The organism is Pantoea sp. K16 (genome assembly GCF_048452805.1).
GTDB lineage: Bacteria > Pseudomonadota > Gammaproteobacteria > Enterobacterales > Enterobacteriaceae > Pantoea > Pantoea agglomerans.
This window is the reverse complement of the sequence record NZ_JBLWNV010000003.1, coordinates 261,835-275,748: the sequence shown is the minus strand read 5'-3', so window position 1 is coordinate 275,748 and position 13,914 is coordinate 261,835. Positions and strand designations below refer to the sequence as shown.

The window sequence follows — 13,914 nt, the reverse complement described above, 5'->3', positions numbered from 1 at the left end:
GGAAATGCCATGCCTTCACCCCACAACGTGACCGCTTCGCCGATTCTGGTAGCGCTGGATTATCATGACCTCGACAGCGCACTGCGTTTCGTCGACCAGATCGATCCCCGCAGTTGCCGCCTTAAAGTAGGCAAAGAGATGTTTACGCTATTTGGCCCCTCGCTGGTTAACACTCTGCAGCAGCGCGGCTTTGAAATCTTCCTCGATCTTAAATTCCACGATATTCCCAACACCACCGCTCATGCCGTGGCGGCCGCTGCCGATCTCGGGGTCTGGATGGTCAACGTCCATGCCAGTGGCGGGGCTCGGATGATGAACGCGGCGCGTGAAGCGCTGCTTCCCTTTGGTAAAGAGGCGCCCCTGCTTATTGCGGTGACTGTACTGACCAGTATGGATGCAGAGGATCTCAAAGGGCTGGGCATTACGCTTTCTCCTGCCGAACAGGCAGAGCGACTGGCGAAGCTGACACTGTCGTGCGGGCTGGATGGTGTGGTCTGTTCCGCCCATGAGGCTGTCCGCTTCAAACAGGTTTTAGGTCAGGAGTTTGCGCTGGTCACGCCGGGGATTCGCCCGGCAGGCAGTGATGCTGGCGATCAGCGTCGCATCATGACACCTGAGCAGGCGAAGCAGGCGGGTGTGGACTATATGGTTATCGGGCGTCCGATCACCCAATCCGCTGATCCTGCCGCCACTCTGCAGGCGATCCTGCACAGTCTGGAGACACAATAATGGCGAAGGATAATCCACTGGTTTACTCAACCGACAGCGGGCGCATTACCCAGCCGGAGCCGGCGAAGGAGCGGCCAAAAGGGGATGGCATTGTGCGCATCCAGCGCCAGACCAGTGGTCGCAAGGGAAAAGGCGTCTGCCTGATTACCGGTATCGACCTGGACGACGCGGCATTGACGCTGCTGGCGGCCGAACTCAAAAAGAAGTGCGGCTGCGGGGGTTCGGTGAAAGAGGGCGTTATCGAGATTCAGGGGGATAAGCGCGATTTACTGAAAAGCCTGCTGGAAGCCAAAGGCATGAAGGTCAAACTGGCGGGCGGCTGAAAAAAAATCGGGCTACCGAAGTAGCCCGATTGTTGTGTAGATGCTTAGCGTAGCCGATTATTCTTTTAATAAGGTCTTTAGTGGACCTGATGACCGATAATACCACCGACAGCGGCGCCACCGACTGTGCCGAGTGCGCTACCATTGGTCAATACTGAACCCCCAATCGCACCCGCGCCCGCGCCAATAGCGGTGTTGCGGTCACGTTTAGACCAGTTAGAACAGCCGCTCAGTGCAACAGCTAACGTGGTTGCCAGTACAACGGCAGTGATTCGTTTCATTGTTGTTGTCATACACTTCTCCTTTGATGTGCTCACAGAGGCAACACTCTTAGTATAGCTCCGATATTTCCTCAGCCCGCTTGTGTCGCATCATTGCCGCATCCGTGTCGGCATGGAAATGTGATCACCATGGACAAACCGTTTGTAGCGGGAGAGTCGCAATGCAAACCCGACAGGGCCACGCATTGCCTGAGAGAATTCTAAGCGTTCTGGTTAAATTCCGAAGATAGAAAATTCTGAAATCACGACACATTTTTGCATTCACAGCCATTCCTTCTGCGTTTATAGCCATTTGCTCCATAACCCTTTCGCGTCCGACTCCGCAAAATTCAGGGACGATTGTCAGCAGGAGAAAATAGATGCTGGAACACCTGAAACAACAGGTTCTGGAAGCGAATCTGGATCTACCCAAATACAACCTGGTGACCTTCACCTGGGGCAATGTCAGCGCTGTTGATCGCGAACAGGGTTTGCTGGTGATTAAACCTTCCGGCGTGCGCTATGAAGTGATGAAGCGCGACGACATGGTCGTGGTCGATCTGGCGAGTGGCGACGTGGTGGAAGGGGATAAACGCCCCTCATCGGACACGGCGACGCACCGCGCGCTTTACCTCGCCTGGCCGGAGGTGGGTGGCATTGTCCATACCCATTCGCGGCATGCGACCATCTGGGCCCAGGCAGGACGACCGATTCCAGCCTGGGGAACCACCCACGCCGATGACTTCTATGGTGAGATCCCCTGTACCCGCTCGATGCGCAATGAAGAGATTCAGCACGACTACGAGTGGAACACCGGTGAGGTAATTATCGAAACTTTTGCGCAACGCGGGTTGTCTCCTTCGGCGATCCCGGCGGTACTGGTCAACTCTCATGGCCCGTTTGCCTGGGGTAAAGACGCCCACGCTGCGGTGCACAGCGCGGTTGTGCTGGAGGAGGTGGCGTATATGGGCCTGTTCAGCCAGCAGCTGACCGCTAATCTGCCGCCGATTAACCAGACGCTGCTTGACCTGCACTACCTGCGAAAGCATGGCGAGAACGCCTGGTACGGGCAAAAATAGCGAGCGGGACGCCACGGCGTCCCGTTTTTTTTAGTCTCATCTGAGACTGGTATGGCGATCTCCATCATAGTTATCAAAACAACAGGTCATTAAAAATAAAACAGCGTTTCATTTTATCGAATCGATCACTGTTTTGATTACCCCAAGTCACTACTTTGCTTGCATCGCCTTCGGGCACTTCCTGCTCCACCCTCTGGCATAGCAAAGGTGACATCCATATGCATATCAAACGTGCTATAGACAAAATTCCGGGCGGTATGATGCTCATTCCGCTCTTTATCGGCGCACTCTGTCATACGTTTTCTCCAGGCGCCGGGAAATATTTCGGTTCTTTCACCAACGGCCTGATGACCGGCACGGTACCCATTCTGGCCGTCTGGTTTTTCTGTATGGGCGCGTCGATTAAACTCAGCGCCACCGGGACGGTACTGCGTAAATCGGGCACGCTGGTGCTTACCAAGATTGCCGTCGCCTGGGTTGTGGCTGCCATCGCCTCACGGGTGATGCCGGAGAATGGCGTAGAAGTAGGGATGTTTGCCGGGTTATCGACGCTGGCGCTGGTGGCTGCCATGGATATGACCAATGGCGGCCTTTATGCCTCGATCATGCAGCAATATGGTTCCAAAGAGGAGGCGGGTGCGTTTGTGCTGATGTCTCTGGAGTCCGGGCCATTAATGACCATGGTTATCCTGGGCACCGCCGGCATCGCCTCATTCGAGCCGCACGTGTTTGTGGGGGCGGTCCTGCCGTTTATTGTGGGGTTTGCATTAGGGAATCTTGATCCGGAGCTGCGCGACTTCTTCGGAAAAGCGGTCCATACGCTGATTCCTTTCTTCGCCTTTGCTCTGGGTAACACCATTAACCTGGGTGTCATTGCGGAAACCGGACTGCTGGGCATCATGCTGGGCGTGTCGGTGATCATCATTACCGGTATCCCACTCATTCTGACTGATCGGCTGATTGGGGGCGGGGATGGCACGGCTGGCATAGCTGCATCCAGTACGGCAGGCGCAGCGGTGGCGACACCGGTGCTGATTGCCGAGATGCTGCCGCAGTTTAAACCGATTGCCCCTGCTGCCACGGCGCTGGTGGCAACGTCCGTGATTGTGACCTCCGTGCTGGTGCCGATCATCACGGCCATCTATTCAAAACGTGTTAAGCGTCTTCATGTTGCCGTGGAGCAGCGTGCCGCTATTAAGTAACCCGCCTAATCAATCCCCGACGCGCGAGTCGGGGATCTCTCTGGATTTTGTGTTGTAAATCAATCTCTCATTTGGTCTGGCCTCACTCTGCATTACGCTGATGTGGCGTATTTAACGCATCAAATATAAACAGAGGATGAGACAATGACAGTTATTAACCAAGCAACGTGCAGATTATTTACCGAAGTCGGCAACACCACGCAGTTAGTCGCCTATTACGAAGAAGGGCGTCGTACTATGTGGATGATGTTGCGTGCACAGCCCCGTCCGAGCTTCAACCATGAACTGATTGAGGAGATCATGAATCTGAGCTACGCCGCTCAGCGTTCCGGTCTGCCGATCGACTTCTGGGTTACCGGCTCTCTGGTGCCACAGATGTTCAACGCCGGTGGCGATCTGCGCTTCTTTGTCGAGTGCATTCGCAATAACCGCCGTGAGGCGCTGCGGGCCTATGCCCGTGCCTGCGTTGACTGCATCCATTCGGCAGCACGGGGGTTTGATACCGGCGCGGTGACGCTGGCGATGATTGAGGGCAGTGCGTTAGGCGGCGGATTCGAAGCGGCGCTGGCACATCACTTCATTCTGGCGCAGAACAACGCGCGGATGGGCTTTCCGGAAATTGCTTTTAACCTCTTTCCCGGCATGGGCGGCTACTCACTGGTCGCGCGTCGTTCCGGCATGAAACTGGCAGAGGAGTTGATTTGTGAAGGGGAGTCCCACAGCGCAGAGTGGTATGAAACGCGCGGACTGGTGGATAAAGTCTTCCAGCCTGGCGACAGTTACCGCGCCACCCGCACCTTTATCGATACGTTACGTCCTAAACTCAATGGCGTGCGGGCTATGCTGAAAGCGCGTCAGCGCGTGCTGCAATTGTCACGCGCTGAGCTGATGGATATTACCGAAGATTGGGTCGATTACGCCTTTACCATCGAACCTAAAGACATTGCTTACATGGAACGCCTGGTTCAGTTACAAAACCGCCACAGCGCATCACTGCGTAAAGCGGGTTAATCTGAATTAGCGTTAAACGCGGGCAGGATGCTTAGCCAGCCAATGCCCAAACTGTTCCGCGGGCATTGGTTTTGCGTAGTAGTAGCCCTGACGCCCATCGACACCACTGTTAAGGACAAACTTCTCTTCATCCGGGGTCTCAATACCCTCTGCAATCACCTGCAAATCGAGCGCCTTGGCGACGGCGACGATAGCTCGTACCAGCGATTGTGAGACGGGCTGTTTATTAATATCGCGGATAAAGCTTTGGTCGAGCTTGATGGCATTGATCGGCACTCGTGCGAGCTGAGAAAGCGACGAATAACCGGTGCCGAAGTCATCCAGATGAACCTGTGCGCCCAGCTCCTGAAACTGCTTCATCAGCCGCAGGGCTTCAGCTTCATTCTCTATCAGGCAGCTTTCTGTGAGCTCAATATCGATAGGACAGTCGGTAATATTCGCCTCATGCAGCGCCTGTTTCAGGTCAGTATAGATGCTTTGATCAATCAGCTGACGTGCCGACACGTTGACGGCGACGCGCAGAAAAATGCCCTGCTGGCGCCAGACGATAATCTGTTTCAGCACATTGAGCATGACCCAGCGTCCCAGCGGCACAATCAGTCCCGACTCTTCGGCATAGGGAATGAAATCAGCAGGGGAGACCAGGCCGCGCTCGGGTGAGTTCCAGCGTACCAGCGCTTCGGCACTGCGGACTTCACCATCACTGTCGATTTTCGGCTGGTAATGCACCAGCAGGTGATCCAGCTCCAGCGCTTTACGCAGATTGGTGTCCAGCCACAGGTACTCAAAGACCCGCTGGTTCATCTCTGCCGCGAAGACACAGAACTTGCCACGACCGTTCTCTTTGGCGTGATACATCGCGGTGTCAGCATTGCGAATAAGGCTCTCGCGATCTTCACCGTGCAGCGGCGCGAAAGCGATCCCGATAGAGCAGCCGCTGTACACTTCGATCAGTCCGATACGGAAAGGCTGACGCAGGCGCTCAAGAATGCGGGAGGACATCGCCTCCAGCGCAGCCTGGCTGGTGTGCTCAGCCAGCACCACAAACTCATCGCCACCCAGCCGGCCCAGAGTCTGGTCTTTACCCAGACAGCTAAGAATCGCCAGTGAGACCGCCTGCAGTAACTGATCGCCGAACATATGACCGTATGCGTCGTTCACTTTTTTGAAATTATCGAGATCGAGATAGACCACGCCGGTCTCATCGCGCTCAGATCGCTCCAGCGCCAGGCTAATCTGTTGATGAATTGCGTTGCGATTAGGCAAACCGGTCACCGTATCGGTGTTTGCCAGCACCCGGAGGCGTTCCTGGGCGCGTCGCTCCTCGGTTATGTCGGTGCCAGAACAGATGAGGAAAATTTCATTTTTGCCACTGCCGCTGTGAACAAACTTATTACGAAACAGAAACAGTCGCTGACCTTTTTTGGTTTTAACCCAGCGCTCCACCTCATAGGAGTTACCGTCACGGAAGAAGCCCGCGATGTTACGTCGTGACTGAGAGGCCTCCTGTTTGGTCATAAAGAGCTGAAAGACGTTACGGCCGATAACCTCATGCTCATTCAGACCGGTGTATTCTTCACTAAGACGGTTAAAACGCTGAATATTGCCGCGCTGATCGAGGATCACAATCACCGAGTTGGCTTCAGAAACCACCTGTTCGGCGAATGAAAGACCCAGGGTTAAGTCGCGGGCGACCGCTGAGGTATCGCCCCAGGCAGAAGCGGTTCCTGCCCAGGTCGCCTGGTTCACTTTGCGTCCGACAAAATGCATCGGAACATCAATGCCCTGCAGCGTCATGGTCAGATTGATGCTTGAGGTGATGACCGGCATCGCGCGTATCATGGCTGCCTGGCCGGGGGTCAACGGCAGGGCGATATTAGTTTGTGACGACTCATCTTCGGCAAAATGCAACGCATCGCTGTCCGCGGTCAGACGCCAATGAGGGCTGGTTGTACCGAAAAGGGTGTACAACAACGTTTGCCCTTGTTCATCGGTCATGGAAACTTCCTCCGGGAAGTGCTCTGCAGGCGTTATCTCATTATTTTAGCAACAGTATTCATCATCTGACGCCAGCACAAGATGCAAACCGAATATATTTTCCCATCCAGATAAGAATGGCACAAAAAAGCCCCGACGGTGCGGGGCTGTTTAGTCCGGTCAGCAGGGGCATTTGCCCAGTTTACCCGCCTGGCTGGGGAAGCGGGCATCCAGACAGTAACGGTGGAAATCGCGCTCATTCATCGGCGGCTGATCGGGATGATGGAGTCGCATATGCTGCAGATATTTTTGATAATCCTGCACCCCGACCATTAAGCGAAAACACTGTTGCAGGCCGCGCCAGAATCCCCGCCAGCTGAATGTCTGTGGCTGTGGGGCGGCGGCAGGCTGGCAGCGGATAATCTGCCACTCTCCCTGCGGACGCTGGGACTGATGAATAGCATCAGACATGACGCACCTCCTTGTTGCGCAGCGTCACAACGGACTCATGCGTAGTAGGAAGATCGCTGCGCAGCGCCCGGCGAATGACAAAGAACGCAGAGATGAGCATCGTGACCGCCACCAGCATAAAGAAGGCACACAGGGCCGCGTTAATCTGATTGCTGAAGACGATGGTCTGCATATCCGCCACGCTTTTTGCCGGGGCGATGATCACGCCTTCATCCAGCCCTTTGCGGAACTTATTCGCCTGCGCCAGGAAGCCAATCGACGGTTTTTCATGGAAGATTTTCTGCCAGCCGGCAGTCATCGAGGTGATAAACAGCCAGACGGTTGGCAGGATAGTCACCCAGGCGTAACGCTGCTTTTTCATTTTGAACAGCACCACGGTGCCGAGGATCAGCGCCATGGACGCCAGCATCTGATTGCCGATACCAAACAGCGGCCACAGAGTGTTAATGCCGCCGAGCGGATCGACCACGCCCTGATAGACAAAGAAGCCCCAGCCCGCGACCGCCACGGTCGTGCCGGCCATATTGCCCAGCCAGGAGCGGTTATTCGCCATAGAAGGCACCACGGTGCCTGCCAGATCCTGCACCATAAAGCGGCAGGCGCGGGTACCGGCATCGACCGCCGTCAGAATGAACAGCGCTTCAAACAGAATGGCGAAGTGATACCAGAACGCCATCATCGCCCGGCTGTTAAAGATCTCGGTAATGATGTGGGCCATTCCCACCGCGAAGGTTGGCGCGCCGCCTGCGCGGGACAGGATCGAGCCTTCACCCACGTCACGGGCGATGCCGCTCAGCATTTCCGGCGTGACGACAAAGCCCCAGCCGTTGATCACCTGAGAGGCGCTTTCAACGGTGGTACCAATCAGCGCAGCCGGGGAGTTCATGGCAAAGTAGACGCCCGGATCGAGCACCGAGGCACAAATCAGCGCCATGATCGCAACAAAGGATTCCATCAGCATCGCGCCATAGCCAATAAAGCGGATATGACTTTCCCGCTCCACCAGTTTTGGCGTGGTGCCGCTGGAGACCAGCGCATGGAAGCCGGAGATGGCGCCGCAGGCAATAGTAATAAACAGGAACGGGAACATCGCGCCGGAGAAGACCGGGCCGGTGCCGTCGATAAATTTGGTGACCGCCGGCATTTTCATCTCTGGCATTGCAAAAACAATCCCCACCGCCAGCCCGACAATCACGCCGATTTTAAGAAAGGTCGAAAGGTAGTCACGCGGAGCCAGCAGCAGCCAGACCGGCAGCACGGAGGCAATAAAGCCGTAGATCACCAGCACCCAGGTCAGTGAGGTGCCTTTCAGGGTAAAGAAGGGCCCCCAGTAAGGATGCTGGGCTACGTCACCACCATAGATAATCGCCGCCATCATCAGCACAAAGCCAATCAGTGAAACTTCGGCGATTTTACCGGGCCGGATAAAGCGCATGTAGACGCCCATAAACAGCGCAATCGGAATGGTGGCCGCGATGGTAAACAGTCCCCACGGACTGTTCGCCAGCGCCTTGACCACCACCAGCGCCAGCGCCGACAGGATAATGATCATGACGCCCAGCGCGCCGAGCATGGTCACCACACCGGCAAACGCACCCAGCTCCTGCCGCGCCATCTCGCCCAGTGAACGGCCATCACGACGGGTTGAGATAAACAGGATCAGGAAATCCTGTACCGCACCCGCCAGCATCACCCCGACCAGGATCCAGATGGTGCCAGGCAGAAAGCCCATCTGCGCCGCCAGAATCGGACCCACCAGCGGGCCGGCACCGGCAATAGCCGCAAAGTGGTGACCAAACAGCACCCATTTATTGGTCGGGACATAATCGAGCCCGTCGCTCAGCCGCTCGGCAGGCGTCATCCGGCGGTCGTCCAGTTCGAAAATATTGCGGGCGATAAACAGGCTGTAGAAGCGATAAGCGATGCTGTAACAGGCGACAGCGGCTATCACCAGCCAGACTGCGTTGACGTGTTCGCCGCGGCTGAGGGCCAGCATGGCGAAAGCGCCCGCGCCGATTAACGCCACCACTAACCAGATCGCACTGGTTTTGACGTTTTTCATGACTAACTCCTTGTGAGGACCGAGAGGAAAGCGATCGAAAACAACGAGTCAAACTTAATGTAATGGAATGTAAGTGAAAGTTAATCAGTGGAGAAGTGTGAAGCGGGGTACAAATTTAACTTTTTTGCAATGCGGGCGGGGTGGAAACAGACGGGATAACCGGAGTTATCCCGCCCGATTGACTGCTCAGTACGTCACTACTCAGACGGCGGGACGCGCCACGACGCTGCGGGTTTCCATGCGGACTTCGGCGATGGTGACATCAATCACATCGGTCACACGGTAAACCACTTCGCCTTTGATCTGAACGCTGCCATTTTCCTGGCTGCAGACCAGCTCATCACGCACCGCGTGAATGAACGGCGCCGGGATAAAGGCGACCGCGCCAAACTCCAGCAGGCGAACACGCATGCCACCACGTGACACATCGATAATCTCGGCGCTGAAGCGACGGTCGGTTGCTGCAAACGGCGCCAGATAACGGGCGTAGAGCCAGTCGCCAACATCACGTTCCGCCATGCGGTTCAGGCGGCGGCGCTCACTCATCGTCACCGTCAGCGCATCATCCGGACGAGCGATCTGCTCACCGCGAATAATCGCTTTCAGCAGACGATGGTTGACCATGTCGCCGAACTTACGAATCGGTGAGGTCCATGTGGCGTAAGCCTCAAGTCCCAGGCCAAAGTGCGGGCCAGGCTCGGTGCTGATCTCAGCGAAGGTCTGGAAGCGACGGATCCGGCTGTCGAGGAACTGGGTCGGCTGGGCATCAAGCTCACGACGCAGCACGCGGAAGCCTTCCAGCGTAGTGATCGCCTGCGCATCCACGGTAATACCATGGTTGGCCAGCACGGCCGCGGCCTGTTCAGCATTGGTGGCATCGAAACCGGCATGGACGTTGTAGATACCAAAACCGAGACGGTCACGCAGCACTTTCGCCGCGCAGACGTTGGCCAGAATCATAGACTCTTCGACAATGCGGTTAGCGATGCGGCGCGGTTCAGCCACAATCTCCAGCACTTCACCTTTTTCACCCAGCAGGAAGCGGTAATCCGGGCGATCTTTAAACACCAGCGCGTGAGTCTGACGCCACTCGCTGCGCGCCAGGCAGAGGCGATGCAGCAGGCGAATCTGTTCAGCAATCGCCTCACTTTCCGGCTGCCATGCGCCGCTGTTTTCCAGCCAGTCAGAGACGTCGTCATACGCCAGCTTGGCTTTGGATTCGATCCAGGCGGCAAAGAACTCAACGTCATCACCTAAACTGCCATCGGCTGCCACGGTTACGCGGCAGGCCAGGGCCGGACGGCGCACATTCGGACGCAGCGAGCAGACATCATCAGAGAGTTCGCGAGGCAGCATCGGGATGTTAAAGCCCGGCAGGTAGTTGGTAAACGCACGCTGCGCCGCCAGCTTATCGAGCTGACTGCCTTCCGGCACATAGGCGGTAGGGTCGGCGATAGCGATGGTCAGACGCAGGGCGCCATCGTCCAGGGCTTCCACAAAGAGCGCATCATCCATATCCTGGGTGCTGGCGCTGTCGATGGTAACGAAATCCAGCGCGGTCAGATCTTCACGCGTCAGATTTTCATCCAGCATCTCGCCAAAACTGACATCGGGCGCTTCACGCTCAAGGTTATGACGCGACAGCGTCACCCACCACGGCGCCAGATGGTCATCAGCTTTGACAATAAAATCGGTGAGTTCGGCATAAAAGCCGCGATCGCCTTTCAGCGGATGGCGACGCATCTCCGCCACGGCCCAGTCACCATTTTCAAACTCATGGCTGACATCGCGCGCAGGGCGACACTGGATCGCATCCTTCAGCAGGGGATGATCCGGCACAATCGACAGGCGATCGTCTTTCTTCTGAACCCGGCCAACAAAGCGGCTCAGGAACGGCTCAACCAGGGTTTCCGGCTCAGCGCTTTCGCGATCTTTATCGCTGTGGATCACGGCGGTGATGCGATCGCCGTGCATCACTTTCTTCATCTGCGGTGGCGGAATGAAGTAGCTTTTTTGCGCATCGACTTCCAGAAAGCCGAAGCCTTTTTCAGTGCCTTTTACGACGCCTTCAGCACGAGGCGTTTGCGAATGGAGCTTCTCTTTCAGCTGCGCGAGCAGCGGGTTATCCTGGAACATAATTTTTACGTTTCGTTGGCTGATTGCGGCTGACAGTTTTACGCGAATCGACGTCGCGCGGCAAGGCAAAAAGCCGGACGAGCCGGCTTTTTAGGGGGGAGTGAAAGGGCTGTCAGGCGATGCGCTGATCGGCCAGTGCCTCAGAGAGTTCCAGCTTCACCGGCACCGATTTAGAGGTCGGTGTACCACTGTCATCACCAAAGCTGTTCAGCGGCACCAGCGGGTTGGTTTCCGGATAATAGGCCGCCAGGTTACCGCGCGGAATATTGTAGGGAACCAGTTTGAATCCGCTGACGCGACGGGTAATGCCATCATTCCACAGCGTTTCGATATCGACATTCTGGCCTTCGGTAAAGCCCAGGTCTGCCATATCGTCCGGGTTGATGAACACCACTTCACGCTGACCAAACACGCCACGGTAACGGTCATCGAGGCCGTAAATGGTAGTGTTGTACTGGTCGTGCGAACGCAGTGTCTGCAGGGTAAAAGGCACGTCCTGATCAAGATTCGGGAACAGTGAGGTCGGCAGCGCTGAGGCGTTAAATTCCGCTTTCTGGCTCGGGGTATTGAAGCGCAACTCGGCTGCTGCGTTGCCCAGATAGAAACCGCCCGGGATATCGCATTTGGCGTTAAAGTCGGCAAAGCCCGGGATTGTCGCGGCAATGTGCTCACGGATCAGGTTGTAATCACCCGCCAGCTCGCGCCATTTCACTTTTTCATCACCCAGCACCGCCTCGGCGATACCGGCAACAATCCAGGTCTCAGAACGCTGTGTTTCCGCCAGCGGAATACCGATCCCTTCAGAGGCGTGCACCATGCTGAAAGAGTCTTCCACGGTAATAAACTGATTGCCGGTGGCCTGCAGGTCGCGCTCGGTGCGGCCCAGCGTCGGCAGAATCAGCCCATCGTGACCCGGCACCAGATGGCTGCGGTTCAGTTTGGTGCTGATATGCACGGTCAGACCACAGCGTGACATCGCCTCTTCGGTGCGCGGTGAGTCGGGTGCAGCGGCTGCCAGGTTGCCACCCAGTGCGATCAGCACTTTCACTTCATCACGCAGCATGGCGTTCAGCGCTTCCACGGTGTTGTGGCCTGCCGCACGCGGGGGCTCGAAATTGAAATGATTCCCCAGCGCATCCAGGAAGGCTTTCGCCGGTTTCTCATCGATGCCCATGGTGCGGTTGCCCTGCACATTACTGTGACCACGAACCGGGCAGAGGCCTGCGCCTTTTTTACCCAGCTGGCCAAACAGCAACTGCAGGTTGGTGATCTCGCGCACCGTGTCGACAGAGTGTTTGTGCTGGGTGATGCCCATCGCCCAGGTACAGATCACCCGGTCAGCGCTCTGGTAGATCGCCGCGGCTTCACGGATCTGCGCCTGCGTCAGGCCCGACTGCGCCACAATCTGCATCCAGCTGGTGTTATCCACGGCGTCGAGATACGCCTCAATGCCGTTGGTTTTAGCATTGATAAAGGTCTGATCGAACAGGCCGCTTTCACCAGCCGCCAGACGCGCGCGGTGGGTTTCCAGCAGGGATTTCACCATGCCGCGCACTGCTGCCATATCACCGCCCAGGTTCGGCTGATAATAGGAGGAGCTGATGTTGCCCGCTTTCGAGGTCACCACTTCCAGCGGTTTCTGCGGATCGGCAAAACGTTCCAGACCGCGTTCACGCAGGGTATTAAAGGTGACGATTTTCGCACCGTGATCGGCAGCGTGACGCAGGCTGTGCAGCATACGCGGATGGTTAGTGCCGGGATTCTGACCGAAGACAAAAATGGCATCTGCGTGGTCGAAATCATCCAGACGAATGGTGCCTTTACCGACGCCAATGCTGCGCTTCAGGCCGGTGCCGCTGGCTTCGTGGCACATATTGGAGCAGTCAGGGAAGTTATTGGTCCCCATCAGGCGACCAAACAGCTGATAGAGCCAGGAGGCTTCATTGCTGGCGCGACCGGAGGTGTAGAGCTCCATCTGATCCGGATGATCCATCGCCCTGATGTGCTGCGCGATCAGCGCAAACGCATCATCCCAGCTGATGGGCTCGTAGTGGTCGGTTTCCGCGTTGTAGCGCAGCGGATGGGTCAGACGTCCCTGATACTCCAGGAAGTAGTCACTCTGGGTATAGAGCGTGGTTACGCTGTGTTTGGCGAAAAAGTCGGTGTCGACCATCCGGCGTGTCGCTTCCCAGGTCACCGCTTTGGCGCCATTCTCGCAGAAGCTGAAGGTACTTTTATTGTCATCACCCCAGGCGCAGCCTGGACAGTCAAAACCGCGTGCTTTGTTCATGCGCATCAGGTTGCGCATATTTTTCAGGGCCGCTTTGCTGTCAAGAACGAAACGCGTGGTGGCTTCCAGTGAACCCCAGCCGCCCGCTGCCGCGCGATAGGGTTTGATTTGGCGTTTAAATTTCATATTGAGTGCAGGCTTTTTATAGTAGGAATTATTGTTTGGTGTTTGTTATCAGGTTATATCCTGATGGTGAAAGGAAGTCTGCAGCTATCCTCATATCTTGTCTAATTGATTGACTTAATGGTGCGATAGCTGGCGTTTATCGTGCATAAGCCAGAAATGTGATGCTGGTCAGATTTTACCCGCCTTTAACCTGCTGATAACGGGAGTTCTCCCGACAACAGGCTAATACTTGCTGTTCACAATCAGAG

At 56.1% G+C, this 13,914-nt stretch carries 11 protein-coding genes; 5 read left to right on the top strand and 6 right to left on the bottom strand.

Annotated features, from left to right (window positions below; genetic code table 11):
- Nucleotides 1-9: 9 nt before the first annotated feature.
- A complete protein-coding gene (pyrF, locus tag ACK13D_RS05740; protein WP_022625580.1) occupies nucleotides 10-729 on the top strand; it encodes an orotidine-5'-phosphate decarboxylase in 720 nt (239 codons plus the stop codon).
- Nucleotides 729-1,052: a stress response translation initiation inhibitor YciH gene (yciH, locus tag ACK13D_RS05735; RefSeq protein WP_010244495.1), complete on the top strand. Its 324-nt coding sequence runs from the start codon at nucleotides 729-731 to the stop codon at nucleotides 1,050-1,052. The genes pyrF and yciH overlap by 1 nt, the downstream gene beginning before the upstream one ends.
- 77 nt (nucleotides 1,053-1,129) lie before the next feature.
- Here yciH and osmB read toward each other — a convergent pair whose 3' ends face one another.
- The gene (osmB, locus tag ACK13D_RS05730; RefSeq protein ID WP_003853848.1) at nucleotides 1,130-1,345 is read right to left on the bottom strand and encodes an osmotically-inducible lipoprotein OsmB; all 216 of its coding nucleotides are present in this window, start codon (nucleotides 1,343-1,345) and stop codon (nucleotides 1,130-1,132) included.
- 347 nt (nucleotides 1,346-1,692) lie between these two features.
- Here osmB and araD point away from each other — a divergent pair, with 347 nt between their 5' ends.
- From araD to ACK13D_RS05715, 3 genes are all read left to right on the top strand, one after another.
- On the top strand, nucleotides 1,693-2,391 hold the full coding sequence (gene araD / locus ACK13D_RS05725) for an L-ribulose-5-phosphate 4-epimerase (protein WP_010244508.1): 699 nt from the start codon (nucleotides 1,693-1,695) through the stop codon (nucleotides 2,389-2,391).
- Nucleotides 2,392-2,609: 218 nt separating this feature from the next.
- Nucleotides 2,610-3,593, top strand: a complete 984-nt coding sequence (kdgT, locus tag ACK13D_RS05720; protein ID WP_010244511.1) for a 2-keto-3-deoxygluconate transporter — start codon at nucleotides 2,610-2,612, stop codon at nucleotides 3,591-3,593.
- Nucleotides 3,594-3,737: 144 nt separating this feature from the next.
- Complete coding sequence (locus ACK13D_RS05715) at nucleotides 3,738-4,604, top strand: crotonase/enoyl-CoA hydratase family protein (RefSeq protein ID WP_003853843.1); 867 nt, start codon at nucleotides 3,738-3,740, stop codon at nucleotides 4,602-4,604.
- Between the two features lie 12 nt (nucleotides 4,605-4,616).
- Here ACK13D_RS05715 and pdeR read toward each other — a convergent pair whose 3' ends face one another.
- The 5 genes from pdeR to ACK13D_RS05690 form a co-directional block, all read right to left on the bottom strand.
- Entirely contained in the window at nucleotides 4,617-6,602 is a 1,986-nt protein-coding gene (pdeR, locus tag ACK13D_RS05710; RefSeq protein WP_010244518.1) for a cyclic di-GMP phosphodiesterase, read from the bottom strand.
- A 159-nt stretch (nucleotides 6,603-6,761) separates the two neighbouring features.
- Nucleotides 6,762-7,052: a YbdD/YjiX family protein gene (locus ACK13D_RS05705; RefSeq protein ID WP_010244521.1), complete on the bottom strand. Its 291-nt coding sequence runs from the start codon at nucleotides 7,050-7,052 to the stop codon at nucleotides 6,762-6,764.
- Entirely contained in the window at nucleotides 7,045-9,114 is a 2,070-nt protein-coding gene (locus ACK13D_RS05700) for a carbon starvation CstA family protein (RefSeq protein WP_010244523.1), read from the bottom strand. The genes ACK13D_RS05705 and ACK13D_RS05700 overlap by 8 nt, the downstream gene beginning before the upstream one ends.
- Nucleotides 9,115-9,315: 201 nt before the next feature.
- Nucleotides 9,316-11,250 carry an exoribonuclease II gene (locus ACK13D_RS05695; protein ID WP_010244527.1) on the bottom strand — a complete coding sequence of 645 codons (1,935 nt, stop codon included), beginning with the start codon at nucleotides 11,248-11,250 and terminating at the stop codon, nucleotides 9,316-9,318.
- A gap of 112 nt (nucleotides 11,251-11,362) precedes the next feature.
- Nucleotides 11,363-13,666: an FdhF/YdeP family oxidoreductase gene (locus ACK13D_RS05690; protein WP_418795905.1), complete on the bottom strand. Its 2,304-nt coding sequence runs from the start codon at nucleotides 13,664-13,666 to the stop codon at nucleotides 11,363-11,365.
- Nucleotides 13,667-13,914: the final 248 nt, after the last annotated feature.